The following is a 22668-nucleotide window of genomic DNA, read 5'->3' on the forward strand; positions in this document are numbered from 1 at the left end:
AAACCAGCTATAAATTATCAACGAATAACGTCGTCATGATGAAAAATAACTTATCATCTACTGGGCCTGTAATTAGCACTGCTTTGTTCGTTTTTTTCAACACTGCTCCAATGAAGGCTGCTACTTTGGTCAACTCCTCCTTTGATCTGAACCCGAACACGGCGGTCGATACGACCGGCACAGCTGATTGGGGGTATTTTGTTGAAGGTGTTGGATTTACCGATGGTATGACGACAGGCGTCGCTGTTAACTTTGATGATTTAACTTTTGATGATGGTCCGGGTCCGAGTGCCGCGACCGTCTCGGAGTCCTCGCCCGGTATCGGCGAGGTCTTATATACCCCTACCGATACGAGTGACGGGACTGGCACTGCGGATACTATTGGCTTCACTTTCGATGGCAACAACGCTGGGCAGCGTCTGCATAATATCGGTGGTGACGAAGAAATCTTTTCGATGAAATTCAATGATCTGGGTGCGGGTACACACACCATGACCTTCTATGCGGGCCACGATAACAACTCGAGGGAAATGGATATCGACTATTTCGTTTATGAGGAAGACGATGCCGAAACGAGTGCCACGCTTTCAGGTACTGGCCTCCAGTCGGGTGGTCTGGTTAATGGTAGAGGCACATACACTCTCGAATTCAGTACGGCGACTGCCAACACCGACATTGTTTTTAATCTGGGTTCAGCGGGGAGTGGAGTCGGCGCTTGGACTCTGTCGGGATATACTTTAACGACCGTTGCTGTCCCAGAACCCTCAAGTTTCGCCTTGCTCGCCGGTTGCTTCGGCCTGACTTGGGTGATGCTACGTCGCCGGTAATTCTGTAATCGCATACTTTTACCATTGCGCCCTGCTTCTACTGGATAGGGCGCTTTTTTATGGGCCCGAAAAAGTGTTCTGTTGAACCACGCGCTGTGGTATTAGTAGGCTGACACGCTAAGATTCGTCTGTGAATCGACCGACTTGTAGGAAATGAATCACGTCTTTCATGACGGATTGTTTTTTCATGATCATGGGGTGGGTGGCGTGGACGACTTTGAAGGCTTTGAGCTCTTCGGTCTTGGTGCTTTCGATCGAGACTTTGCCATCGTCTTTCCCCGGAATCATGCAGGAGTTGATCCAGTTGATGCTGCGGTCGCCGGTGATTACGCCGCACTCGAAGTCGATGGGGGGGAGCTTGTTGACAAAGCTCTCGGAGGCGGTGCCGAGTTGCTGTCCGGCGGGGCCGTTGATCATCTTGAAGAGTTTCCAGTGGCCAATGCAGTCAACGACTTCGCTGCCCCGATTGGGCGGGCTGAGCATGACGACCCGCGCTAGATTGGTTAATGGATCCGTGGCCTGGATGTGCCGGACGACAATGCCGCCCAGGGAGTGGGTGACGAAGTGGATGCGTTCGGCGTCTTGGGTCTCGGTCTGAATGCGGGGGCGTAAGTCTATTGCCAGTTTCTCGATATCGTGGTGACGGGAATCGTAGCCGAAGTTGACCACGCGATAGCCTTCAGCTTCGAGGGCCTTTGCCATCTTCTGCATGGAGGCCGGTTGTCTGGCGAGTCCATGGAGGAGGACGACGGTTTCACTGGCGGGGAGCTGGGTAGTCATGGTGAGGAGGATTGGGATGAGTCGGGCAAGGTGCATCATAGGCTGTAACAAAACATACGTTCATCCGTAGCAGGGTTGGCTTTGCCGCCCCGCCCCGAATGTGCGCAATGCTAAGCAAGTTGCGGGTCGGGCGATGAATCAACCCGACTACGAAAGAAAACGTGTGAGAAGATACTAGGATTGAAGGAGCTTTTTATTGTGACGATACCAGTCGCTCTGGAAACGCTCCTCCGGGTCGTAAACCTTCTTCTCACTAAGAAATTGGGTAAACTGGGGGTAGCAGCGGAGCAACTGCGCTTTGGTGGCCCAGCGGTGGTAGGTCAGGTAATAGCTGCCGCCGAGCGAGATGGCGATGTCGATGAGACGGCGGAAGGCTTCGGCTGAATGGGCGATGTGCTGCTCCGTATGATTGATGTGCAGATTGAAGATGATGCAGGCGTAGTCCTGCCTGGCCCAGGCAAGGTAGCTTTCGTCGTCTTTTTCGATGAGACGAATGGTGCCGTAGATGACATCGACGTCGTTGGCGCGAAAATCGGCCGCGGCATTTGTCATGAATTCAGCGAGGCGGTGGCGGGGCACGTAGATTTCGGTGATCATCTCCGAGCCGGGATGCTTGCAGCCCATCTGCTCATCAATGTGGATATGATAATCGTCCGAGTAGCTGTTCATCTGGTGTTCGTCGGACCAGTAGAGCTGGCCGTCGGTCTGGCGGTAGAAGTCGGAATAAAGCTGAAAGGCCTTCGACTTGTCCGTGTGAGCCAGCAGGAGGAGCTGGTTCCAGATGTCGGCATCGAGTTGCTGCCGGGTTGCGTTCATCGGGGTGTCGAAGTCAGCGGGATAATAAACCGAGAGAATGCCGCTTCGGAGAAAATCCTCGTTTGCCGGGTCGATGGAAAACTGGAAGTCACCGTAGAGTGCCCCTTCGTTGATGGCCGTTTCGAAGCGGTTCATCAGGCCGTCGACGGAACTCAGTTCAACACGTCGCTGGAGTTTCTTGCGGCGCACCAGTTGGAGGCGCACGGTGGTGATAATACCGAAGAGACCGTAACCGCCGATGGCCAGTTTGAAGAGTTCGGTGTTTTCGCTACGGCTGCAGCGTTTGACCTCGCCGTTGGCGAGCAGGATTTCGAACGATGCCACATTTGAGATGATCGGCTGCATGGTCAGACCGCGGCTGTGAATATTGGCGGCCAGAGCCCCACCTACGGTGAGCCGATCGGCTCCGGTTTGTTTCTGGGCGATGGTCCAGGGGACGGACTCATCCTGCTGTAACTCAAGCAGCTGCTCGATCAGTTCCGGCCACTGGATACCTGCCTCGACTTCCAGCAGGCCCTCTTTCCGGTTGAACATGCGTATGCGGTTGAGGGCATTAACGTCAATCAGTTGGGTGCCGGTGCCGAACTGCTGGCCGCCCATGGCGTGGCGACCGCCGCAGATAGAGATCTTTTGTCCCTGGGCCGAAGCTTGCTGAACGATGCAGCGAAGTTCATATAGTGACCTTGGCTGGTGGATCCGGGCCACCCGGGTGCGGTTGAGCTTCGAGTGGATGTCGTTGACCCAGCGCGCGGTGGTATCTCTGGCCCAGGTCGCGCAGCCGGAGGCGGCCAGCGGGATAAGGGATAAGCATTTCAGAAAGTGGCGTCGTGTTTTCATTGTTTGAGAAACTGTTCGAGGAAAGTAGCCACCAGTACGGAGGCAGCGTCGTTTTCACGGACGTTGAGCTTGCCGCTTTGATTGAGCAGACAAATGCCGTGAAGGCCCGACCAGAGCACCTTGGCTTTGCGGCGGGCGGTGCCCTTATCCGAACTGAGGGGGCGGACGGCCTGGACGACTTGGTCAAAAATACGGTGGATCGCCTGATGGTAGGCTTCGGAATGATGGTCCACCGGAACCGCGAAGAGAAGCGACCAGAGGTGAGGGGAGTCGCGGTGGAAATCGAGGTAGGCTTGGGAAATTTTGCGTAGACGGACCTCGGCACCCGGATTCTCGGAGGCGATGCCTTCCAGTGTTTCCGCAAAGGACGTCATGCTGCCGATGTTGATGGCAGCGGCGAGTCCATCGATATTGTCGAAGAGGTTGTAGAGCGTGCCCGGGGTGTAGCCGATAGCCTTGGCCACGTTGCGCGCGGTCAGCGCGGCCGGCCCCCTATCCATGACAAGCTTCCTCCCGGCATCGATGGTCAAGCGGGTGAGTTCTTCGCGGGTGTGATCTTTGCGTCGTGCCATGTTTTTGTGAGGAGAGGTGTGTGACGTGGCTAGTCTTGATGCGGCGTCGCCTCGGGCTTAATCGTTTCGCCCGGTTCTGCCTCCGCTTCCCGGATCGATCGAATTATTTCATGCAGAGGGCTTCGCATGAATGAGCCGTCTTCTGTCTTTTCCAAATAATCCTTCGCTAGATGCTTCGCATCATTCATCCGCTCGTCTGCCAACAATCTTTCGATTTCGCTAATGATTTGCCGGTGATATCGGTTTTCGACTTCGCGATGGTCTTGTGTGTAGAACCCTGGAACGCTGCTGAGGATGGTGGTAAACCAGATTGCGAATACAACCCGCCGATGAGGCAGAGCGCTCTTACCCAGATGGGCTTCGCCAATAATAAGGCAACGAGAAGGCCCGCGCCGATTAATATAAGTGGGATCATCATTCCTGTCATAAATTGTCCTTTCTTTGGGTTAACATTCTGAACATCGTTTAAAATAAATATTGAACAATGTTCAAGTATATTTTTTAGTTTTTCGCATGATGGAACTCCTTGCTCTTCTTCTCGTCCTTCTCTTGGTTGCGGCTGCAATCCTACCGTGGGTGAATCTGGCCCGAATCAACCGTCAGCGCGATGAGCTGGAACGTCTTCAGCGGGAAGTGGACGGACTGCGCCGGCAGCGGCCGGAGCGTGCGCCGGTTCGAGATCAGGGGAGAGAGTTGCCCGACGCGCCGGCCCAACAATCGAAGCCGGGATTTCCGGATCGGGTATTCCCGAAGCAGCCCGTGGCGGGTACGGCCCCGAAGTCCGGGGGAGGGGAAAGCGCGAAAACGGTGAATGAGACTGCGCCTCCCCCCATCCCTGTGGTGGCTCAATCCGCTGCGGGGGCTAAGGAAAAGACGTCCGGGGACTCGCAGGACTGGTTCAGTAAAATTGCGATTTGGGTCGGCAGTGTCGCGCTGCTCATGGCGGGCTTTTACATGATTAAATATTCGATCGACGAGGGTCTGATGACTCCGGCCGTGCGAATCTGGCTGACGACCGGCTTTGGGGCTTTGCTTTGTGTTGCCGGATTCGTCATCGGAGTGAAGTCGACGCAAATTGCCAACGGACGGATCGGGCAGGCGCTGTCGGGGGCCGGCATCGCCTGTTTATATTTTGCCGCGTATGCCTCCGTGCATCTTTACAGCTTCCTTATTGCGGGGCAGGGCTTTGTCGCGATGTTGTCTGTCACCGTGCTGGCGGTGGTGCTTTCATTGAAAAACGGTGCACCGGTGGCGTTGATGGGTCTGGTTGGTGGCTTTCTCACCCCATGGCTCATGTCGACTGGGTCAAATGATACCGTCATGCTTTTCAGCTATCTCTTCCTGCTGTTCTGCGGCGCGCAGTTTCTCTGCATGCGCCGAGGTTGGTGGGCCTTGTTATTGGGTTCATTGGTAGGCACCTACCTTTGGTCGACGGTTGTTATCGTCGGCAACCTGACCGGGACGCTCGATAATCTTGAGGGGACTTTAATTTTCGTTCTCGGGATCTGTCTGGTCAACGCGGCCTGGGTTTTTCTCGCCAAGAATGGTGCCCAAGGCCCGGCTGGGGTTCGCCTATTGACGGGGATTCGTTGTCTGACCTGGGGTGGTGGCCTGGCGCAGGGCTTGGTGCTGGTGCTGATTGGTGGCTTTGCCGCCGTCGACATGGCGCTTTTCAGTTTATTGAGTTTGGCTGCGCTGCTATTGGCGGTCCTCAAGGAAGACGATTTTATCTGGGCGGCCTGGCTGGCATTATCGGCGGTGGCCGCCGCGACGGTTTCGAACGCGAGTGGGGAATGGGCCAGCTGGTTGGCGACACCGCTCGGACTGATGGCTTTGTTCTTCGCGGTGGGCCACTGGCGTGGACTTTCTTCAGAGCGGCCGCTTGCCTGGAGGAGTGTTTCCATGGCAGCCGCGCTGCTGGTGGTGCCTCTGCTTTATTTGAACCGCGAGATCATCGTGGTGGCGGTGGCCCCGAGTGCATCCGTTTGGCTGGCCATTTCTCTATTCTGGGCTGCTTTGCTGGCTGCTGCGGGGGAGCATCTCTTGCGGAGAGAGGGTGATAAGGTTGTCGCCGGGGGATACTCGGCCTTCGCTTTTTTCCTTTCTTTGTTCGGAATCTGGCTCTATCTGCCCGAGGAATATTTCGCGCATGCGGCTGCCGGCTTTTTATTTGCGGCAGCCCTCTACTGGAAGTGGCGAGGCTTCGGGCGTTCGAAATTTGTGCTGTCTGTTTTAGCGGGCATCTGGGCTCTCTGGATGCTTCCCTTCGCCGAATCGGCTGTCGGCTATTTCTTTCAGGAGGCAATCCATGGCGTGGTCGAGCCGGGTGGACGTTCCATCCTCGGCTGGGCTGCGGGCTTGCTCGGTCTCGTTTCCGTCTGGGGCTGTTTTCGCAGAGTATGGGAGAGGCCGTCGAACCAGGTGCTGGCTTGGGTGCTTGGCATCGTCTCGCTAGTGGCATTTGTCGCCGGGTATCAGTGGCTTCACGCTCAATATATGCCGGAGTCATGGACTCTGGCTTCTGCTCTGGGGGGATTGACCGCACTGCTGGCTCTGGCCGCGGTGGCTCTTTCCGTGCTGAAGTCCTCGTCCCTTCGTTGGGCAAGTCGGGTTACCGCAGGGCTCGCCGGACTGCGTGTCGTGTGGTTGCACCTGGGCGGCCCGGGTGCTGAGGGGGAGAGTTTTTTCTGGAATGCCCTCGTTTTGCAGTTCGGAGTTCCGTTCTCTGCCGCTTGCGCCCTGGCTTGGCGGAGTGATCGCGAGGCATTGAAGGGCGTACGGCAGATTTATCAATCGGCTACCATGTTGCTGGGCTTTGTCTGGATGACATTTTTGGTCCAGGACTATTATGGAGGCAGCCATCTTCTGGGTGGTCCGACTTCGAGCAGTGAGCTCTACACCTACTCCGTGGTCTGGCTGCTTCTGGCCGTGGCTTACCAGGCGGTCGGGTTGTGGCGCGATCAGGCCGCCATACACGTCGGCTCGCTCATCCTGTTGTTGGTTACGGTGGGTAAAGTGTTTCTTGTCGACGCCTCCGAACTGGAAGGACTCTTCCGTGTGCTCTCATTCCTTGGGCTGGGGCTTGCACTTATCGGAATCGGGTTTTTCTACAATAAAGTGGTCTTTGCCCGCCGCGTGAGAGCGGACGGAGAGAATTCGCCGGAATAAGAAAAAATAAAATTTCTTGAAATCTAGGGTTGACGGGGGTGAACAAGGACTCTTTTTTCCGTCGCTCGCTTCCCAACCGAGGCGATTCACCCACATTTTTTAAACCACTAAAGCAGGTCTAGGAAACGGAGCCTCTGCTCCACCTGCCAATTAGTATCATGAACGTAGCCCTACTTGGTAAAAAGATAGGAATGACACAGGTATTTGACGATGAGAATCGTCTCGTGCCTGTTACTGTCATTGAAGCAGGACCCTGCCCAGTCACGCAGGTGAAGTCCACGGAGAAGGACGGATACGATGCCGTGCAAATCGGATATCGTCCGCAAAAAGAGCACCGCCTCTCCAAGGCTGCATTGGGTCACTTTAAAAAGGCCGGTGTTGAACCGGTCGCTGAACTGCAGGAGTTCCGTACAAACGGAGACGCCGAATTGAGTGTCGGCGACATCCTCACGGTCGAGAAGTTCGAGGAAGGCCAGAAGATCGATGTGATCGGTACTTCCAAGGGACGCGGCTTCCAGGGTGTGGTCAAGCGCTACGGTTTTGCCGGTGGTCCGGCTTCCCACGGTTCCATGTTCCACCGTCGCGGTGGTTCTTACGGGATGTGCCAGTGGCCCGGTCACGTGATCAAGGGCAAGAAGATGCCCGGTCACATGGGTGATGTGCGCCGCACGGTCCAAAATCTGCAAATCGTGAAGGTTGTAGCGGACAAGAACCTGATCCTGATCAAGGGCAGTGTTCCCGGTTCCCGTGGCAGCCTCGTTACCGTCCGCACTGCGGTTAAGAACAAAGTCGCTAAGGCATAACCCTGAGCAGGAAAGGAAACGATACGATGAAACTTAAGGTATTTACAACTGACGGGAAAAAGAGCGAAGAAAAAGAATTCGCCAACTTCCCGGCATTCGAGGGGGACAAAGGCATTGCGGCGGTTCGTCAGGTTGTGATCGCACACCAGGCCAACAAACGCCAGGGCAACGCCTCCACCAAGACCCGTGCCGAAGTGGCCGGTTCCGGTAAGAAGCTTTTCCGCCAAAAGGGTAGCGGTACCGCCCGTCAGGGCACACGCCGCGTCCCACACCAACGTCACGGTGGTGTGGCCCACGGCCCGAAGCCCCGCGATTACTCGCAAAAGATCAATCGCAAGATGAAGGCCCTCGCTTTCCAGCGCGCGCTCTTTGACCGCGCTTCCGAAGGCGGTCTTTCCGTGATCGAGGCGCTCGAAGTAAAAGAGCCCAAGACCAAGCTCTTCAATCAGGTGCTGACATCCGTGCTTCCCGAGCGTGGTAAAGTTCTGATCGTTGACGACCAATTTGAAAACAATGCTGCCCTGGCCGCACGTAATATCGACGGCGTTTCGCTCTCGGAAGCTGGCGACCTCAGCACACTCGATGTCGTGCGTTACCGCCACATCATCGTGAGCTCCAAGGGTATCGAAACCATCATCGCACGCGCCAACGGAGGTGAGTAATCATGATTATTGCTGACAAAATTCTTCGCGAATACCGCATCACCGAGAAAGCCGCCGATCTCGCGGCCAACCTGAACCAATACACTTTCGAAGTCGCACCCGATGCGAACCGAAAGGAAGTCGCGCGCGCCGTGGCCAAAGTGTTCAACGTCGAGGTGACGAAGGTAAACATTCTCAACAAGAAGCCGAAACTGAAGGTCGACCGCATGCGTCGCGGCCGTCCCGGTACCAAGGGTGGCCACAAAAAGGCCATCGTAACACTTAAAGAGGGCGACGCCATCGAACTCGTTTAACACACGAAGGGACCAGACATCATGCCACTTACAGATTCCAGACCTTTGACTCCTGGTCAGCGCTTCCTGACACGTAACAAGCAGAACGTGTCCAAGAAGAAGCCTGAGCGCCGTCTTACCACCAAGATCCACGACAAGAAGGGCCGTAACTGCTATGGCCGCATCACTTCCCGTCGCCGTGGCGGTGGCCACAAGAAGGCATACCGTATCATCGACTTTCGTCGCGACAAGATCGACATCCCGGCCAAGGTACAGGCGATCGAATATGATCCGAACCGCACGGCCAACCTTGCGCTGCTTGCCTACGCTGACGGTGAAAAACGCTACATCCTTGCGCCTCGCGGCGTGAAGGAAGGCGATACACTCCTCAGCGTTAATGAGCGCGTTGAATTCAGCCCGGGTTACAGCCTGCCGCTCGCAATCGTCCCGCCTGCCACCAAGATCCATGCGATTGAACTTCACCCCGGTCGCGGGGCACAAATCGCCCGTTCCGCAGGGCAAGCCGCACAGCTTGTTTCCGTAGACGGGGATCGTGCCACCGTCAAAATGCCTTCCGGTGAAATCCGCTATCTCAACGCCCGCTGCCGCGCTACGATCGGTGAAGTCGGCAACCACGAGCATGAGAGCCAAAGCCTTGGTAAAGCAGGACGCCGCCGCTGGCTCGGACGTCGCCCACGTGTTCGTGGTGTGGCCATGAATCCCGTCGATCACCCAATGGGTGGTGGTGAAGGCCGCACCTCCGGTGGTGGTCACCCGCAATCTCCCTGGGGTCAGCTCTCCAAGGGCTTCCCCACCCGCAAGAAATCCAATCCGACCAATTCGCAGATCGTTGTCCGTCGCAACGGCCGTCAATTGAAGAAGAAGTAATTACTGATTAATCATGTCACGTTCCGTTAAAAAAGGTTTCTTCGTCGATCCCCACCTCGCCAAAAAGGTTGAGACGGCTCAGGCGAACAACGATCGCAAGCCGATCCAGACTTGGTCCCGCCGTTCGACGATCACTCCGGACTTCGTTGGTTTGAACTTCAATGTTCACAACGGCCGCAGTTTCCTCCCGGTTTACGTCACCGAAAATATGGTAGGCCACAAACTCGGCGAGTTCGCACCGACCCGCACTTTCAAGGGGCACCCGACCGGCAAGTAATTTTTCGACCCACCCAGCCATGCAAACAAACGCACAACGCACATCCAAACTGCTGAGCCTGTTCCTTCTCGGAGCGGTGCTGCTTGCGGGTGTTGCGCGTGCGGATGTGCCCGGCTTCGTTAAGGAAAGCCTCTACAGCCCAAATGCTGCGCCCGTTTCCGAGGTTATTCCCTCGCTTGCTGCCGATGTCGTGATTCTCGACGGCGGCCTGGAGCAGGGGATACGCCTGGGCATGGTCTGCCGTGTCTCCCGCGGTTTCCAGGAAATTGGCGAGCTTATCATCATCAAATCCCAAAGCGACCGTTCTGCAGGCCTTATCCTCGAACTGTCCGAAGACTCTTTCATTCAAGCGGGTGACATCGCCCGAATCAAAACACTTCAAAACAGCTGATTACCATGCAGGTCCAAGCTTACACAAAATACGCACGCATGTCGCCGAAGAAAGTTCGCGACATTACCAAGGCTATCCAGGGTCGCAATGCTGCTGAGGCAGTCGAGATCTTGCGCTTTATCCCCCGCAAGTCGGCACGTCTCGTGAGCAAGACGCTCCAGTCTGCTATCGCGAATGCGGAGAATAATAACAACCTCTCCTCCGACTCGCTTACCATCGAGTCGGCTATCGTCGAGGAAGGTCCCGCCTTCCGTCGTTTCCGTCCCGCCGCCCGCGGTTCGGCTCACCCTTACAAGAAGCGCACCAGCAATATCCGCATTGTCCTCTCCGACGAGGCTTAAGAATCCAAGACCACTTTTATTATGGGACAAAAAGTTCATCCAATCGGCTTCCGCCTTGCAGTAACCCGCGACTGGGATTCCCGCTGGTATGCCTCCAAGAAGGATTTTCCGACCTTCATCAAAGAGGACCATACCATCCGTACATTCCTGACCGAGAAGCTTCGCTACGCTTCCGTGCCTCGTATTTTCATCGAGCGCGCCTCCGGTCGCGTCCGCGTTAAGATCTTTACCGCACGCCCCGGTGTCGTCATCGGTCGTAAGGGGCAGGAGCTCGACAAGATCAAGGCACAGCTGAACAAGAAAGTCGGCAAGGACATCATGCTGGACATCCAGGAGGTCAAGCGTCCCGACCTGTCCGCACAACTTGTTTCCGAGAATGTCGCTCTGCAACTTGAACGCCGTATCGCTTTCCGCCGCGCCATGAAGCGCGCTGTCCAGACCACTATGGCGATGGGTGCGGACGGTATCCGTATCCAGTGTTCCGGTCGTCTCGGCGGTGCCGACATTGCCCGCACCGAGCAACAGCGCCAGGGTCGAGTGCCTCTTCAGACACTCCGTGCGAAAATCGAATACGGCTTCACCGAAGCCAGCACGGTTTACGGCATTATCGGCGTCAAATGCTGGATCTGCCACCCGGACGAAGAAGAAGTCTAATTACGAACGAACATTTTAACCTTTTACTTTAGCGAACCATGGCACTTCTCCCATCACGCACAAAATACCGTAAAGTCCACAAGGGCCGCATCTACGGAACCGCCCAGAAGGGTAATTCCCTGGCTTTCGGCGATTTCGGTATACAATCACTCACCCGCGGTCGTATGACTTCGCAACAGATCGAAGCAGCTCGTGTTGCGATGACACGTAGCCTCAAGCGTAAGGGCAAGGTCTGGATCCGCGTTTTTCCACACAAACCGGTGACCAAAAAGCCCGCTGAAACCCGGATGGGTAAAGGCAAGGGCGGCGTCGAGAAGTGGGTCGCCGTGATCAAGCCCGGCACCATGCTTTTCGAAGTGGCCGGTTGTTCCGCCACGGCTGCCCGCGAGGCCCTGCGTCTGGCAGATACAAAGCTTCCTTTCCACTGCCGCTTCGTTTCCCGCGAAGAAGAGGTATAACACAAATACGTTTTAGAAATTTATCATGAGCACAAAAGATATTCGTGAAATGTCCGAGGCTGAAATAGAAAAGCAGCTGCGTGACACCCGTGACGCTCAAGTCGATCTCCGCATGCGTAAGCAGACCGGCCAGGTCGAACACCCGCACCAATTCAAGGAAATGCGCCGCCAGATCGCGCGCCTTGAAACCATCCTCAAGGAAAAGAAGTTGGCCTCCGCCAGCGCTTAAACATTTAGCCGATCACTCATATGGAAGCTGTCGCTACACGTAATTCCCGTAAGACCCTTGTCGGAACTGTCTCCAGTCGTTCCGGTGACAAAACCATCAAGGTCACTTACTCCTATAAAGTTCCGCACCCGCTCTACAAAAAGGAGATTCGGCGCAAGACCGTGGTCCACGCACACGACGAGAAAAACGAGTGCGGCCTTGGCGACAAGGTGGAGATCATGGAAACCCGCCCGCTGAGCAAGCTCAAGCGCTGGCGCGTCACCCGCGTGCTCGAAGTCGCTCCCAAACTCGGCGACGAGGAATAAAAATTTACAAATTTCCAATAAGGAGACCCTTACTATGATTCAGATGAACAGCCGCGTTTTCGTCGCGGACAACACAGGCGCCAAATCGGCAGAGATGATCCGTCGTCTCGGCCAAAGCAAGCGCAGCGCTGATGTTGGCGACGTCGTTGTTTGCACCGTGAAGGAAGCCGCCACCGATGCTTCCGTCAAAAAGGGCGAAGTCGTTCGCGCCGTGGTCGTCCGCACCAAGGCCCCCGTTCGCCGTGGTGATGGCAGCTACTTGCGTTTCGATAACAACGCAGTCGTTATCATTAATCCGGATGGAAATCCGAGAGGCACACGTATTTTTGGACCGGTTGCCCGTGAGCTCCGCGCCAAATACATGAAGATCATTTCACTTGCACCGGAGGTTCTCTAACATGGCTAAAGCAATCAAACGCGAACAGGAAGTTGTCGTTATCTCCGGCGCCCACAAGGGCAAGCGGGGTAAGGTCCTTGAAGTCCGGGCTCCGGAAAAGGTCCTTGTGGAAGGCGTCAACCTCGTCACGAAATACGAGCGCAAGTCTCAGGAGAATCCGGAAGGCGGCTCCGTCGAGAAGGAAGCTCCCATCCACTATTCCAACGTCATGCTGGCCGAGAAGTTTGATGCCAAGAGCAAATAATCATTGCCAGCTCAGCTAACTCAGGCACTTTCACGCACTTTTTCTTCACCATCATCGAAAACCATTAGCTAGTCGGGCCAGAAATCCGGCTAAACATACGATGTCAAAAGCACTCCTACAGAAACTCTACACCGAAACGGTTGTTCCCGGGCTTAAAAAGAAGTTCGGCTACGAAAACGCGCACCAAGTGCCCGCGGTTAAAAAGATCGTTATCAACTCCGGTTTTACTGCGACCGCAGACAAGAACCACATCAACTATGTGGCAGAAGAGATCGCCAAGATTACTGGACAGCGTCCGGTGACGACCAAGGCGAAGCTCAGTATCTCCAATTTCAAGCTTCGTGAAGGCCAACCGATCGGTTGCAAGGTCACGCTCCGCGGTGAGGCCATGTATGATTTCATGATGCGCCTGATCAACATCGCTCTGCCCTGCATTCGCGACTTTCGTGGCGTACCCTCCAAGCTGGACGGCCAGGGTAACTACACGCTTGGTATTTCCGACCACACCATCTTTCCGGAAGTGAGTGCCGAAGGTACGTCCGCTACGATCGGTATGGATATCTCTTTCGCAACCAGCGCGGGAACGGATGAAGAGGGGCGCGAACTGCTCCGCCTTTTCGGTATGCCTTTCCGCAAGTCCAGTTCCGAAGTGGCTGCTGAGGAAGCTGCCGCAGCAACCGCGGAACAGGCAAACGCATAACTTTACGATCCAGGACACAACATGGCAAAAAAATCTGCAATTCAACGCAATCTGAAGCGCGTGCGTATGATCGAAAAATACGCAAAGAAGCGTGCTGAGCTGAAGGCAATCCTCGCGGATCCCGAAACTCCGGACGAAGAGTTTTACAAGGCTCAGGCCAAGCTCTCGAAGCTGCCCAAGAACAGCTCCCCGATCCGTGCGCGCAACCGCTGCTCCGTCACCGGTCGTCCCCGCGCATTCATCCGCAAGTTCGGTCTCTCCCGTATCACATTCCGTGAGCTCGCCACCCAAGGCAAGATTCCCGGTGTGACTAAATCCTCCTGGTAAGCAAACGACTTACTTCACTTCTGAAAACCCAGCAGTTTCAAGACTATGGCAGTTCACGATACAATCGGCGATTTCCTCACCACCATCCGTAACGCAAGCGCGGCGCATAAGGACACCTGCACAATGCAGAGCTCCAAAATGCGCGCCGCAATCGCTGCGATCCTTAAGGATGAGGGCTACATTAACGACGTCAGCGAAGGCGAAAATGAAAAGGGTTTCAAAACCCTGACGCTTTCTCTCAAGTTTGTCGGTGACACACCGGCGATCACAGGCATCGAGCGTCACAGTACGCCCGGTCGTCGTCTCTACTATGGTTGCAAAGACATCCCCCGTGTACTCGGTGGACTTGGTGTCGCCATCCTGACAACCTCGAAAGGCGTGATGCGCGCCCGCGATGCCCGCGAAGCTGGCGTCGGCGGTGAGCTCGTCTGCAAAGTCTGGTAATAGAAAGGCACTACGATGAGCAGAATTGGTAAACTTCCCGTCCCCGTCCTCGACAAGGCAACCGTCGCTATCGATGGTCAAACCGTCCGTGTCGAAGGGCCTAAGGGCAAACTCGAAAAAACATTCGACCGCTCGGTCAACATCGAACTCGCCGACAGCGAGGTGCGTGTGACTCCGGCAGATAAGAGCCCGCACGCTTATGCGATGTACGGCACTGTCCGGTCCATCATCAACAACATGGTGATCGGCGTCGTCGAAGGCTACAAGAAAGAGCTTGAGCTCAAAGGTGTCGGTTTCCGCGGCGCGCTTAAGGGCAACGTTCTGGATATGGCCCTCGGCAAGTCACACCCGTGTGAGATCACAATTCCCGAAGGCATCACCGTCACTGTGAAGGAAAACACGAAGATCACAGTCGAAGGTGCCGACAAACAGATGGTGGGCGAAATTACCGCCTCCATTTATGCATTCTACCCGGCCGAGCCTTACAAGGGCAAGGGTGTCCACATCGTTGGCAAATACGTCCGCCGCAAGGAGGGTAAGAAGTCCGCTTAATTATTAGCTGAGGCCTAGTTATGAAACTTCAGAAGAAACAATCTCTCGCACAGAAGCGCCGCTGGCGCATTCGCAAGAAGGTCCAGGGCACCGCAGAGCGCCCGCGCCTTGCTGTGCATTTCTCCAACAAGCACATCTACGCGCAATGCATCGACGACGTAAAGGGCCACACCTTGGCCTACGTTACCTCCGTCGGTGGAAAAGATACCGATCTCAAAGCGAACAGCGAAGGCGCCAATGCCCTGGGCAAGGCTATCGCTGAAAAAGCCAAGACGGCCGGTATCGAAAGTGTTGTCTTCGACCGTGCCGGTCGTCGCTATCACGGTTGCGTTAAGTCATTCGCCGAAGCCGCCCGCGAAGGTGGACTCCAGTTCTAAGAATCTACATGAGCAAACAAAACAGATCATTTTCGCCGGCTGACCAAGCCGAAGAAGCTCCCGAGTTCGTCGAGAAAGTCGTGCACATCAACCGTTGTGCGAAAGTCGTGAAGGGTGGTCGCCGCTTCAGCTTCGCCGCGCTGGTTGTCGTGGGCGATCAGAAGGGCCAGGTCGGTGTCGGTTACGGCAAGGCCAAGGAAGTTCCCGAGTGTATCCGCAAAGGCACCGAACAAGCCAAGAAGAACCTCGTCGAAGTTAAACTCCGTGGCGACACCATCCCGCACCACGTGTTGGGTGAGGCCGACGGCGGTAAAGTGCTGCTTCGTCCCGCATCGGACGGTACGGGTGTTATCGCTGGCGGTGGTTGCCGTGCGGTTCTCGAATCCGTCGGTATTAAAAACATTCTCTCCAAATCACTCGGCTCGAACAATCACCTCGCCATGGTGAAGGCTACGATGGACGCACTCCAGCAGCTTCGTTCGAACGAGGAAATTCAAAACGTCCGCTTCGGTGACAAAGTCGCCGCCGAAGCCTAAGGATCCTTAAGTCATGAACCTTCAAAGCATTCCCACTATCAAAGGTGCCACTCACCCGACCAAGCGTCTTGGACGCGGCGAGGGCAGTGGACACGGCAAAACTTCTGGCAAGGGCCACAAGGGTCAGAAAGCACGCTCCGGTGGCGGTATCCGCATCGGTTTCGAGGGTGGTCAAATGCCGCTCTATCGTAAGCTTCCACGTCGTGGTTTTAACAACAAGAACTTCAAGACCACCTTCCAACTGGTGAATGTCGGTGACCTCGAAAAGCTCGAGGGCGATGCCGTCAACCGCGAGTCTCTTGTGAAGGCCGGCCTTATCCGTGACAACGATCAGGGGGTGAAGTTGCTCGGTGACGGTGAGCTCTCCAAGGCATTTACCGTCGAGGTCGATAAAGTTTCCGGTTCCGCCAAGTCGAAAATCGAAGCTGCCGGCGGCAAGATCGTCGAAGCTGCGGTTGAGAGTGCCGAACCGGCCGAGACGGCAGAAGCCGAAGAAAAGGACGACGCATAAGCCGGTTCTCCCCGAACCGGCAGTAAGGGCTATCATCAATGCTTTCTGCTTTTACCAATTCCCTGAAAATTCCCGAGCTGCGCCAGAAGATCTTCTTCACTCTGGCGCTTCTTTTCATTGCTCGTGTGGGTGCGAATATTCCGCTCCCCGGCATGAACATCGGGCCGATTGAGGACTTTTTTGCTTCCCAGGGCGGATCCAACGGAGTGGTCGGCATGTTCAACATGTTTACCGGCGGCGCGCTATTGAAAGGGGCCGTATTCGCTTTGGGGATTATGCCCTACATCAGTGCCTCGATTATTATGCAACTGGTAGGCGCGGTATTTCCCACAATTGCGCGTCTTCAGCAGGAAGGTGATGTCGGTCGTCAAAAGATCAACCAGTACACCCGCTATCTCACGATTGCCATTTGCATCGTGCAGGGCTTGTTGCTGCTCGTCGCTCTCTCGACAAACCCGGGTAGCTTGATCGGACAGGGTTTTAACCCGGCCGAATACGGTGAAGTCGTGATCGCCGGACAGGTGCCGTTTTTGATTACGGGTACGATCTTCCTGACCGCCGGCACCATGATCATGGTTTGGCTCGGCGAGCAGATTACCCAGAAGGGTATCGGTAATGGTATTTCGCTCTTGATTACGGTCAGTATTATTTCGGGTCTTCCGGGTGCAGTCGCCGCAGCTTATCAGATGTTTGTCGCTCCGGTCGGTTCTGAAGGTGCCGCCCTTGGTGTGCCGGAAGGCGTACTTATGCTGGCACTGCTCTTTGCCGTGACTGCGGGGCTGGTGGCCATCACCCAGGCCCAGCGTAAGATCCCGGTCCAGTATGCGAAGCGTGTGGTCGGTCGTAAAGTCTACGGCGGACAAAGCTCCTTCCTTCCGCTCAAGGTCAATTACGCCGGTGTGATGCCTGTTATTTTCGGTAGCGCGATTTTGATGTTCCCGGCTCAAATACTGAGCTATCTCGGTTCCGCTACGGGGATGCGTTTCTTTAACGACTTTGCCGATTCGATTGCCCACGGTCGCCCGGCTTACTACATCATTTTCGGTCTTCTCATTCTGATATTCAGTTACTTCTGGGTATCGATGATGTTTAAACCCATTCAGATCGCGGATGATTTGAAGAAGAACGGTGGCTACATCCCCGGCGTTCGCCCGGGTGAGCCAACAGCAAAGTTCCTCGACTACATCATGACGCGCCTGACCTTGTTCGGTGCACTGTCACTGACACTGATCGCGCTTTTCCCCGACATTCTCCTGTACGCCTACAATGTGCCTTTCAGCGTCGCTATTTTCTTCGGCGGGACGGGTATGTTGATTACCGTTGGTGTGCTTCTCGACACCATGCGCCAGATTGAGACTTACCTGCTTCAGCGCCACTACGACGGTTTCCTGAAGAAGGGTAAAATGCGCGGTCGTTCCGCGGCCCGCACCAAGCAGATCGTCGATACCGCCGGCCTGCAGGATTTCTGGACAGCCTGGCGCCCGCTGCTCTTCATCGCGGTGGCCCTGTTCGTCCTCGGAATCGTTTCCTGGTTTTTAAATCTCGGCTAAGCCCTGCTGGCCGGACCATACGCCGAAGGAGTTCTGATTACCCGGATCTTCTTCGTTTCCCACCTGTTCTTTGATTCACCTTAGCTAAGCCGACCGATGAAATACATTCGTTCCGACGAAGAAATTCAATCGATTCGTGAAGCCTGCCAAATCGCAGCCACTGTCCTCAAGGCACTGGTCGATGCGACTGAAGCGGGAGTGACGACCTACGACTTGGATCAGCTCGGCCGCAAGCAGATTGAAGCGCTCGGTGCGCAAAGCGCCTGCCATAACTACCGCTCCGGCAATCATGTCTTTCCGGCCTACACCTGCATCTCCGTCAATGAGGAGATCGTGCATGGTATCGGCACAATGAAACGGGTCATACAACCCGGCGATGTGGTTTCACTGGACGTGGTCGTGTCTCACAACGGCTACATCGGCGACAACGCCACCACCGTATTGGTGGAGCCTGTTGCCGAAGAAAACGCGGATCTCATCGCGGCAACCCGCGAATCCCTCGATTACGCGATTACTTTCGCCCGTGCCGGAAACCGCGTGGGCGACATCTCCAACGCCGTCGAACGGTACATCAAGCGCCACAATTACGGTATCGTCCGTGATTTTGTCGGGCACGGGGTCGGCAAGACCATGCATGAGCCGCCGCAAATTCCGAATTTTGGTCGGCGCGGCAGTGGAGCGCTCCTCAAGCCCGGCATGGCCCTGGCTATCGAGCCCATGATCAATCTCGGCACCGGTAAGGTGAAATTACTGGACGACGGCTGGACTGCCGTCACACAGGACGGAAAGTCTTCCGCCCACTTCGAACACACCGTTCTCGTGACCAACGGGGACCCGGAAATTTTAACAATTCCAAAAAATTAACTTTTCAAACTAACTTAAACTGCTATTTTCCACCGCTTTCCCGTAATTCTGCGGGTCAAAACCACTTTTTATTATGCCACGTATCCTTGGAGTCGATATACCCGCCAACAAGAAGCTAGAATACTCGCTTCGTTATGTTTATGGCATCGGGCCAACACGCGCGAAAGCTGTCGTTGCGGAGTCAGGTCTCGATCCTGATCGCCGTGCCGGCGACCTCAGTGAAGAAGAGGTCAACCAGCTCGCATCCATCATCGGTGATAAGCAGTACCTCTGCGAAGGTGATCTCCGCCGCGAGCGCACTGCGAATCTCAAGCGCCTCTCTGCCATCCGCAGTGTGCGGGGCATGCGCCATATGCGCGGACTCCCGGTTCGCGGTCAACGTACCAAGACAAACGCCCGCACCCGTAAAGGTGCGATCAAGCCCGTTCGTAAGTAATTACGCACCAACCAGCTATTTCCCATGAGCGAAGAAGAAGTTAAAGCAACTGAAGAAGAAGAAAAGGTCGCCGCAGCCGCCGCCACTGAAGAAGGCGCTGAGCCTGAAAAGAAAAAAGAGGTGACTGCTGAGGACCTCCTCAAGAGCGAGCTTGATGGCGTCAAGATTCGGCGTGCCAAGGGAAGTAAGAATATTACTTCCGGCGTGGTCAATGTGCTCGCCACCTTCAACAACACAAAAGTCACGTTCACCGACGCTCGTGGTAACGTCATTTCCTGGTCCAGCGCTGGCAAGTGCAACTTCCGCGGCTCCCGCAAGTCCACTGCCTACGCCGCGCAGGTGGTGACTCAGGATGCCGGACGTGTCGCCATGTCCCACGGCATGAAGGAAGTCGTCGTCAAGCTCAAGGGCCCGGGTATGGGTCGCGACTCCGCAGTCCGTGCACTTCAATCTCTCGGTATGATCGTAACTGAAATCGTGGATGTGACTCCGGTCCCCCACAACGGTTGCCGTTCTCCGAAACGTCGTCGCGTCTAAACTGACTCTGCCAGTCAGACGCATTCAATCCTAGTTAGCAGATACAATAACAGCACACCATGGCCCGTTACACAGGACCTACAACCCGCATCAACCGTCGCTTCAGTCAGGCGATCTTTGCCCCGACTAAAGCTTTTGAGCGTAAACCGCACCCTCCCGGCCAGCACGGCCCGCGTTTGCGCCGCAAATTGAGCGAATACGCGATCGGTTTGAACGAAAAGCAGAAACTGCGCTTCATGTATGGCATGACGGAGAAGCAGTTCCGCCTCACTTTCGAAAAAGCCAAAAACACCCGTGGTGTGACTGGTGAGATTTTCCTTCAAATGTTGGAAAGTCGTCTGGACAGCGTGATCTACCGCCTGGGCTTTGCCAAGTCACGCGCGGCAGCACGTCAGTTTGTGGGTCACGGCCATATCTTGGTGAATGGTGTTAAGACCGACATCCCCAGCTTTATGGTGAAAGAGGGTGATGAGATCGAAGTGCGTGAGCGTACTTCCTCCCGTCAGCTCGCGACCCGCTGCATGGAAGAGAGCCAGGCACGCACCGTACCGGAATGGCTGTCCCTGAATGCCGATGCTTTGAAAGCAACGGTCAATCATCTTCCTTCCAGCGAAGAGACTGAAGACTCCATCAACGTTCAACTGATTGTTGAATACTACAGCCGTTAGTGTTGGCGCTCTCATGCGCACACAAGTACGGTTTTCACCATTCCAACAAAAATAGTTAATTTAACATACAGCCCATCATGCCCAAGCGCTTAGGAAAATTCGAACTTCCAAATCGTCTGGTAAAAGTCGAAGAGACTGCTACCGACACTTTTGCAACCTTCCAAGCCGAGCCGTTTGAGACCGGTTACGGCCACACGATCGGAAATTCCCTCCGTCGCGTGCTGCTCAGCTCCATCGAGGGTGCGGCCATCTCTTCCATCAAGATCGACGGGGTTCAACACGAATTCCAGAGTGTTGAAGGCATTGTTGAAGATGTCACCGACATCGTCCTCAATCTGAAAAAGGTTCTTCTGGTTTCCGAGTCCCGTGAGACTACCACACTTGTCATCGATGTGAATCGCGACGGTGTCGTCACCGCTGCGGATATTCAGGAGGATGCCAACTTCAAGGTCATCAACCCGGAGCAAGTCATTTGCACGCTCGATAAAAAGCAGCGTTTCCTCGCCGAGCTCGAAGTTCGTGTCGGTCGCGGATACTGCGCCGGTGAGGATAACAAGAAGCCGGATCAGGCTATCGGCGTGATCGCTATCGACTCACTCTTCAGCCCGGTCAAGCTCGTCAAGTATTCCGTCGAGAACACCCGTGTCGGTCAGGAGATGGACTACGACAAACTTATTCTGGAAGTGACGACCGATGGTCGCATCACTCCGGACGATGCGCTCAAGCAAAGCGCTGCCATCCTCAAGCACCACCTCGACGTCTTCGACGAAGTATCGCAGGACGACATCGAGTTCGAAAGCGAGAGCAAGGAAATCAGCGAAGAGCAAAACCGCCTGCGCAAGCTGCTCAACATGAGCGTGAACGAAATCGAACTTTCGGTGCGTGCGGCGAACTGCTTGAACAACGCCAACATCACATCGGTTGGCGAGCTTGCCATGAAGTCCGAACAGGAGATGCTGAAATACCGTAACTTCGGTAAGAAGTCTCTCAACGAAATCAAAGACAAGCTCGAACAACTCGGCCTCTCGCTGGGTATGAAGATCGACGAGCGCCTGCTTGAAAAGGGCACAGAACTTTAATCCACTATTATACGCTAGAAAGAATTTAGATAATGCGTCACGGCAAAAGAAAACACAAACTCGGCGTATCCGGTCCACACCGTTCGGCTATGATGGGCAATCTCGCGGTTGCACTCATCACTCATGGACGCATCGAGACGACACTGGCCAAGGCTAAGGCCTTACGCCCATTCATTGAAAAGATTATCACGCTGGCTAAGAAAGCCGACAAGGCCAACGATGCTGCCCGCAAGCTGCATTTCCGTCGTCTGGCGATCGCCCGTGTGCGCGATAAGAAGGCAGTCGCACAGCTCTTTGACGAGCGTGTGAGCGAATTTGTCGACCGTGCGGGTGGTTACACCCGTATCTACAAGCTCGGCCAGCGTGTCGGCGATGCGGCTGAAATGGCCCTCATCGAACTCATCGACGGTAACGACGAAGGCTACGAGAAGCCCAAGAAAAAGGCTGCGAAAAAGGCCGCCAAGAAAGCTGCGAAAAAGTCAGCGAAGAAGGCGACCAAAAAGGCCGCCAAAAAAGCAGCAAAGAAGGTTGCGAAAAAGGACGATGCCGACGCCGAAGAAGAAGCTGCCGAGGATACTTCCAAGGAAGAAGAGGCCAAGGCCGAAACTGCTGCCAAGGCAGCTGCGGCAGAAGCAACTGAAAGCAGCGAGCCGGAAGAAGCATCTGACGATTCCAAAGAGGAAAAGAAGGATAGCTAAGCGGCAATTCCTGCAAATAAAATTTCCAAAAGCGCATCCATTTGGGATGCGCTTTTTTATGGGCCAAAACTAAGCCGCTTTATTTCTCACTCCGGCTGTCCTCGTCGAGCTCTTCCGCGGTGACCCAGCAGTAAAAGCCCAGCCAAAGGCATTGCGAGTAGCGGTAGGTCAGGATGGGCATGATTGCAGATCCCAGAAAACACAAAATGATTGTGGGCCAGCCGGGGAGCCATCCGGCCCACCAAATCAGTAGCATAGGGAATAAGTAGAACCCACAGACCATCGCGTAGTTGATCGCCATTGCGCCGCTGTAAAATCCGTCCTCCCGGGTGAAATCCATTTTGCAGTGCGGGCAACTCTCGTGGCGTACAAAGAGGGTTTTCGTGATCGGGCCGACGCCGCAACGCGGGCACCTGTTCATCATCCCCCTTTTGAAGCATTCGAAGTTATTGGATAAATTCATGGCTT

The 22668-nt window shown here is 55.1% G+C and carries 33 protein-coding genes; 29 read left to right on the top strand and 4 right to left on the bottom strand.

Features of this window, described 5'->3' with window-relative positions; translation table 11 throughout:
- Positions 1 to 35: 35 nt before the first annotated feature.
- Positions 36 to 827, top strand: coding sequence for a hypothetical protein (locus DDZ13_RS02965; RefSeq protein ID WP_158279760.1), 792 nt, complete (start codon positions 36 to 38; stop codon positions 825 to 827).
- Positions 828 to 944: 117 nt separating this feature from the next.
- Here DDZ13_RS02965 and DDZ13_RS02970 read toward each other — a convergent pair whose 3' ends face one another.
- The 3 genes from DDZ13_RS02970 to DDZ13_RS02980 all read right to left on the bottom strand — a co-directional run bounded on the left by DDZ13_RS02970 (position 945) and on the right by DDZ13_RS02980 (position 3832).
- Complete coding sequence (locus DDZ13_RS02970) at positions 945 to 1607, bottom strand: esterase/lipase family protein (protein ID WP_110130266.1); 663 nt, start codon at positions 1605 to 1607, stop codon at positions 945 to 947.
- 174 nt (positions 1608 to 1781) lie between these two features.
- The gene (locus DDZ13_RS02975) at positions 1782 to 3260 is read right to left on the bottom strand and encodes an FAD-binding oxidoreductase (protein ID WP_110129943.1); all 1479 of its coding nucleotides are present in this window, start codon (positions 3258 to 3260) and stop codon (positions 1782 to 1784) included.
- Positions 3257 to 3832 (bottom strand): TetR/AcrR family transcriptional regulator, encoded by a 576-nt coding sequence (locus tag DDZ13_RS02980; protein ID WP_110129944.1) that lies wholly within the window; start codon positions 3830 to 3832, stop codon positions 3257 to 3259. Before DDZ13_RS02980 ends, DDZ13_RS02975 begins: the two co-directional genes overlap by 4 nt.
- A 513-nt stretch (positions 3833 to 4345) precedes the next feature.
- On the opposite strand from DDZ13_RS02980, the gene DDZ13_RS02990 reads away from it, so the two are divergent.
- From DDZ13_RS02990 to rplQ, 28 genes are all read left to right on the top strand, one after another.
- Entirely contained in the window at positions 4346 to 7000 is a 2655-nt protein-coding gene (locus tag DDZ13_RS02990; protein ID WP_110129946.1) for a DUF2339 domain-containing protein, read from the top strand.
- A gap of 158 nt (positions 7001 to 7158) precedes the next feature.
- Complete coding sequence (gene rplC, locus DDZ13_RS02995) at positions 7159 to 7803, top strand: 50S ribosomal protein L3 (protein WP_110129947.1); 645 nt, start codon at positions 7159 to 7161, stop codon at positions 7801 to 7803.
- A 26-nt stretch (positions 7804 to 7829) separates the two neighbouring features.
- The gene (gene rplD / locus DDZ13_RS03000; RefSeq protein ID WP_110129948.1) at positions 7830 to 8465 is read left to right on the top strand and encodes a 50S ribosomal protein L4; all 636 of its coding nucleotides are present in this window, start codon (positions 7830 to 7832) and stop codon (positions 8463 to 8465) included.
- 2 nt (positions 8466 to 8467) lie between these two features.
- Positions 8468 to 8758, top strand: coding sequence for a 50S ribosomal protein L23 (rplW, locus tag DDZ13_RS03005; RefSeq protein WP_110129949.1), 291 nt, complete (start codon positions 8468 to 8470; stop codon positions 8756 to 8758).
- A 21-nt stretch (positions 8759 to 8779) separates the two neighbouring features.
- Positions 8780 to 9625, top strand: coding sequence for a 50S ribosomal protein L2 (gene rplB, locus DDZ13_RS03010; RefSeq protein WP_110129950.1), 846 nt, complete (start codon positions 8780 to 8782; stop codon positions 9623 to 9625).
- Positions 9626 to 9638: 13 nt separating this feature from the next.
- A complete protein-coding gene (gene rpsS, locus DDZ13_RS03015) occupies positions 9639 to 9902 on the top strand; it encodes a 30S ribosomal protein S19 (RefSeq protein ID WP_110129951.1) in 264 nt (87 codons plus the stop codon).
- Positions 9903 to 9921: 19 nt separating this feature from the next.
- Positions 9922 to 10293, top strand: a complete 372-nt coding sequence (locus DDZ13_RS03020; RefSeq protein ID WP_110129952.1) for a hypothetical protein — start codon at positions 9922 to 9924, stop codon at positions 10291 to 10293.
- Positions 10294 to 10298: 5 nt separating this feature from the next.
- Positions 10299 to 10634 carry a 50S ribosomal protein L22 gene (gene rplV, locus DDZ13_RS03025; RefSeq protein WP_110129953.1) on the top strand — a complete coding sequence of 112 codons (336 nt, stop codon included), beginning with the start codon at positions 10299 to 10301 and terminating at the stop codon, positions 10632 to 10634.
- Positions 10635 to 10655: 21 nt separating this feature from the next.
- Positions 10656 to 11288: a 30S ribosomal protein S3 gene (rpsC, locus tag DDZ13_RS03030; protein ID WP_110129954.1), complete on the top strand. Its 633-nt coding sequence runs from the start codon at positions 10656 to 10658 to the stop codon at positions 11286 to 11288.
- 38 nt (positions 11289 to 11326) lie between these two features.
- The gene (rplP, locus tag DDZ13_RS03035) at positions 11327 to 11746 is read left to right on the top strand and encodes a 50S ribosomal protein L16 (RefSeq protein WP_110129955.1); all 420 of its coding nucleotides are present in this window, start codon (positions 11327 to 11329) and stop codon (positions 11744 to 11746) included.
- A 25-nt stretch (positions 11747 to 11771) separates the two neighbouring features.
- Positions 11772 to 11975, top strand: a complete 204-nt coding sequence (rpmC, locus tag DDZ13_RS03040) for a 50S ribosomal protein L29 (protein WP_110129956.1) — start codon at positions 11772 to 11774, stop codon at positions 11973 to 11975.
- Between the two features lie 20 nt (positions 11976 to 11995).
- Entirely contained in the window at positions 11996 to 12280 is a 285-nt protein-coding gene (gene rpsQ, locus DDZ13_RS03045; protein ID WP_110129957.1) for a 30S ribosomal protein S17, read from the top strand.
- Between the two features lie 34 nt (positions 12281 to 12314).
- Positions 12315 to 12677 carry a 50S ribosomal protein L14 gene (gene rplN / locus DDZ13_RS03050; protein WP_110129958.1) on the top strand — a complete coding sequence of 121 codons (363 nt, stop codon included), beginning with the start codon at positions 12315 to 12317 and terminating at the stop codon, positions 12675 to 12677.
- 1 nt (position 12678) lies between these two features.
- A complete protein-coding gene (gene rplX / locus DDZ13_RS03055) occupies positions 12679 to 12921 on the top strand; it encodes a 50S ribosomal protein L24 (protein ID WP_110129959.1) in 243 nt (80 codons plus the stop codon).
- Between the two features lie 100 nt (positions 12922 to 13021).
- A complete protein-coding gene (rplE, locus tag DDZ13_RS03060) occupies positions 13022 to 13621 on the top strand; it encodes a 50S ribosomal protein L5 (protein WP_110129960.1) in 600 nt (199 codons plus the stop codon).
- Between the two features lie 21 nt (positions 13622 to 13642).
- Positions 13643 to 13948, top strand: a complete 306-nt coding sequence (gene rpsN / locus DDZ13_RS03065; protein WP_110129961.1) for a 30S ribosomal protein S14 — start codon at positions 13643 to 13645, stop codon at positions 13946 to 13948.
- A 45-nt stretch (positions 13949 to 13993) separates the two neighbouring features.
- A complete protein-coding gene (gene rpsH, locus DDZ13_RS03070) occupies positions 13994 to 14392 on the top strand; it encodes a 30S ribosomal protein S8 (protein WP_110129962.1) in 399 nt (132 codons plus the stop codon).
- A 15-nt stretch (positions 14393 to 14407) separates the two neighbouring features.
- Positions 14408 to 14944: a 50S ribosomal protein L6 gene (gene rplF / locus DDZ13_RS03075; protein ID WP_110129963.1), complete on the top strand. Its 537-nt coding sequence runs from the start codon at positions 14408 to 14410 to the stop codon at positions 14942 to 14944.
- 20 nt (positions 14945 to 14964) lie between these two features.
- Positions 14965 to 15321 (top strand): 50S ribosomal protein L18, encoded by a 357-nt coding sequence (gene rplR, locus DDZ13_RS03080; protein ID WP_110129964.1) that lies wholly within the window; start codon positions 14965 to 14967, stop codon positions 15319 to 15321.
- 8 nt (positions 15322 to 15329) lie between these two features.
- Positions 15330 to 15857: a 30S ribosomal protein S5 gene (gene rpsE / locus DDZ13_RS03085; RefSeq protein WP_110129965.1), complete on the top strand. Its 528-nt coding sequence runs from the start codon at positions 15330 to 15332 to the stop codon at positions 15855 to 15857.
- 13 nt (positions 15858 to 15870) lie between these two features.
- Positions 15871 to 16368 (top strand): 50S ribosomal protein L15, encoded by a 498-nt coding sequence (gene rplO, locus DDZ13_RS03090; protein ID WP_110129966.1) that lies wholly within the window; start codon positions 15871 to 15873, stop codon positions 16366 to 16368.
- Between the two features lie 38 nt (positions 16369 to 16406).
- On the top strand, positions 16407 to 17918 hold the full coding sequence (gene secY / locus DDZ13_RS03095) for a preprotein translocase subunit SecY (RefSeq protein ID WP_110129967.1): 1512 nt from the start codon (positions 16407 to 16409) through the stop codon (positions 17916 to 17918).
- A 96-nt stretch (positions 17919 to 18014) separates the two neighbouring features.
- A complete protein-coding gene (map, locus tag DDZ13_RS03100) occupies positions 18015 to 18782 on the top strand; it encodes a type I methionyl aminopeptidase (RefSeq protein ID WP_110129968.1) in 768 nt (255 codons plus the stop codon).
- Between the two features lie 73 nt (positions 18783 to 18855).
- Positions 18856 to 19218, top strand: coding sequence for a 30S ribosomal protein S13 (gene rpsM, locus DDZ13_RS03105; protein ID WP_110129969.1), 363 nt, complete (start codon positions 18856 to 18858; stop codon positions 19216 to 19218).
- A 24-nt stretch (positions 19219 to 19242) separates the two neighbouring features.
- On the top strand, positions 19243 to 19755 hold the full coding sequence (gene rpsK, locus DDZ13_RS03110) for a 30S ribosomal protein S11 (RefSeq protein WP_110129970.1): 513 nt from the start codon (positions 19243 to 19245) through the stop codon (positions 19753 to 19755).
- A gap of 59 nt (positions 19756 to 19814) precedes the next feature.
- Positions 19815 to 20423 carry a 30S ribosomal protein S4 gene (gene rpsD, locus DDZ13_RS03115; protein WP_110129971.1) on the top strand — a complete coding sequence of 203 codons (609 nt, stop codon included), beginning with the start codon at positions 19815 to 19817 and terminating at the stop codon, positions 20421 to 20423.
- Between the two features lie 77 nt (positions 20424 to 20500).
- Positions 20501 to 21502 carry a DNA-directed RNA polymerase subunit alpha gene (locus tag DDZ13_RS03120; protein ID WP_110129972.1) on the top strand — a complete coding sequence of 334 codons (1002 nt, stop codon included), beginning with the start codon at positions 20501 to 20503 and terminating at the stop codon, positions 21500 to 21502.
- A 32-nt stretch (positions 21503 to 21534) separates the two neighbouring features.
- The gene (rplQ, locus tag DDZ13_RS15895; RefSeq protein ID WP_110129973.1) at positions 21535 to 22200 is read left to right on the top strand and encodes a 50S ribosomal protein L17; all 666 of its coding nucleotides are present in this window, start codon (positions 21535 to 21537) and stop codon (positions 22198 to 22200) included.
- A gap of 79 nt (positions 22201 to 22279) precedes the next feature.
- On the opposite strand, the gene DDZ13_RS03130 is transcribed toward rplQ, so the two are convergent.
- A complete protein-coding gene (locus tag DDZ13_RS03130) occupies positions 22280 to 22663 on the bottom strand; it encodes a DUF983 domain-containing protein (RefSeq protein ID WP_158279761.1) in 384 nt (127 codons plus the stop codon).
- Between the last annotated feature and the right edge of the window lie 5 nt (positions 22664 to 22668).

Source organism: Coraliomargarita sinensis, assembly GCF_003185655.1.
Lineage (GTDB): Bacteria > Verrucomicrobiota > Verrucomicrobiia > Opitutales > Coraliomargaritaceae > Coraliomargarita_B > Coraliomargarita_B sinensis.

Bases quoted from the DNA above. Each gene is read 5' to 3' on its own strand.
- DDZ13_RS02965 (WP_158279760.1), top strand. From the start codon at position 36: ATGATGAAAAATAACTTATCATCTACTGGGCCTGTAATTAGCACTGCT.
- DDZ13_RS02970 (WP_110130266.1), bottom strand. From the start codon at position 1,607: ATGACTACCCAGCTCCCCGCCAGTGAAACCGTCGTCCTCCTCCATGGA.
- DDZ13_RS02975 (WP_110129943.1), bottom strand. From the start codon at position 3,260: ATGAAAACACGACGCCACTTTCTGAAATGCTTATCCCTTATCCCGCTG.
- DDZ13_RS02980 (WP_110129944.1), bottom strand. From the start codon at position 3,832: ATGGCACGACGCAAAGATCACACCCGCGAAGAACTCACCCGCTTGACC.
- DDZ13_RS02990 (WP_110129946.1), top strand. From the start codon at position 4,346: ATGATGGAACTCCTTGCTCTTCTTCTCGTCCTTCTCTTGGTTGCGGCT.
- rplC (WP_110129947.1), top strand. From the start codon at position 7,159: ATGAACGTAGCCCTACTTGGTAAAAAGATAGGAATGACACAGGTATTT.
- rplD (WP_110129948.1), top strand. From the start codon at position 7,830: ATGAAACTTAAGGTATTTACAACTGACGGGAAAAAGAGCGAAGAAAAA.
- rplW (WP_110129949.1), top strand. From the start codon at position 8,468: ATGATTATTGCTGACAAAATTCTTCGCGAATACCGCATCACCGAGAAA.
- rplB (WP_110129950.1), top strand. From the start codon at position 8,780: ATGCCACTTACAGATTCCAGACCTTTGACTCCTGGTCAGCGCTTCCTG.
- rpsS (WP_110129951.1), top strand. From the start codon at position 9,639: ATGTCACGTTCCGTTAAAAAAGGTTTCTTCGTCGATCCCCACCTCGCC.
- DDZ13_RS03020 (WP_110129952.1), top strand. From the start codon at position 9,922: ATGCAAACAAACGCACAACGCACATCCAAACTGCTGAGCCTGTTCCTT.
- rplV (WP_110129953.1), top strand. From the start codon at position 10,299: ATGCAGGTCCAAGCTTACACAAAATACGCACGCATGTCGCCGAAGAAA.
- rpsC (WP_110129954.1), top strand. From the start codon at position 10,656: ATGGGACAAAAAGTTCATCCAATCGGCTTCCGCCTTGCAGTAACCCGC.
- rplP (WP_110129955.1), top strand. From the start codon at position 11,327: ATGGCACTTCTCCCATCACGCACAAAATACCGTAAAGTCCACAAGGGC.
- rpmC (WP_110129956.1), top strand. From the start codon at position 11,772: ATGAGCACAAAAGATATTCGTGAAATGTCCGAGGCTGAAATAGAAAAG.
- rpsQ (WP_110129957.1), top strand. From the start codon at position 11,996: ATGGAAGCTGTCGCTACACGTAATTCCCGTAAGACCCTTGTCGGAACT.
- rplN (WP_110129958.1), top strand. From the start codon at position 12,315: ATGATTCAGATGAACAGCCGCGTTTTCGTCGCGGACAACACAGGCGCC.
- rplX (WP_110129959.1), top strand. From the start codon at position 12,679: ATGGCTAAAGCAATCAAACGCGAACAGGAAGTTGTCGTTATCTCCGGC.
- rplE (WP_110129960.1), top strand. From the start codon at position 13,022: ATGTCAAAAGCACTCCTACAGAAACTCTACACCGAAACGGTTGTTCCC.
- rpsN (WP_110129961.1), top strand. From the start codon at position 13,643: ATGGCAAAAAAATCTGCAATTCAACGCAATCTGAAGCGCGTGCGTATG.
- rpsH (WP_110129962.1), top strand. From the start codon at position 13,994: ATGGCAGTTCACGATACAATCGGCGATTTCCTCACCACCATCCGTAAC.
- rplF (WP_110129963.1), top strand. From the start codon at position 14,408: ATGAGCAGAATTGGTAAACTTCCCGTCCCCGTCCTCGACAAGGCAACC.
- rplR (WP_110129964.1), top strand. From the start codon at position 14,965: ATGAAACTTCAGAAGAAACAATCTCTCGCACAGAAGCGCCGCTGGCGC.
- rpsE (WP_110129965.1), top strand. From the start codon at position 15,330: ATGAGCAAACAAAACAGATCATTTTCGCCGGCTGACCAAGCCGAAGAA.
- rplO (WP_110129966.1), top strand. From the start codon at position 15,871: ATGAACCTTCAAAGCATTCCCACTATCAAAGGTGCCACTCACCCGACC.
- secY (WP_110129967.1), top strand. From the start codon at position 16,407: ATGCTTTCTGCTTTTACCAATTCCCTGAAAATTCCCGAGCTGCGCCAG.
- map (WP_110129968.1), top strand. From the start codon at position 18,015: ATGAAATACATTCGTTCCGACGAAGAAATTCAATCGATTCGTGAAGCC.
- rpsM (WP_110129969.1), top strand. From the start codon at position 18,856: ATGCCACGTATCCTTGGAGTCGATATACCCGCCAACAAGAAGCTAGAA.
- rpsK (WP_110129970.1), top strand. From the start codon at position 19,243: ATGAGCGAAGAAGAAGTTAAAGCAACTGAAGAAGAAGAAAAGGTCGCC.
- rpsD (WP_110129971.1), top strand. From the start codon at position 19,815: ATGGCCCGTTACACAGGACCTACAACCCGCATCAACCGTCGCTTCAGT.
- DDZ13_RS03120 (WP_110129972.1), top strand. From the start codon at position 20,501: ATGCCCAAGCGCTTAGGAAAATTCGAACTTCCAAATCGTCTGGTAAAA.
- rplQ (WP_110129973.1), top strand. From the start codon at position 21,535: ATGCGTCACGGCAAAAGAAAACACAAACTCGGCGTATCCGGTCCACAC.
- DDZ13_RS03130 (WP_158279761.1), bottom strand. From the start codon at position 22,663: ATGAATTTATCCAATAACTTCGAATGCTTCAAAAGGGGGATGATGAAC.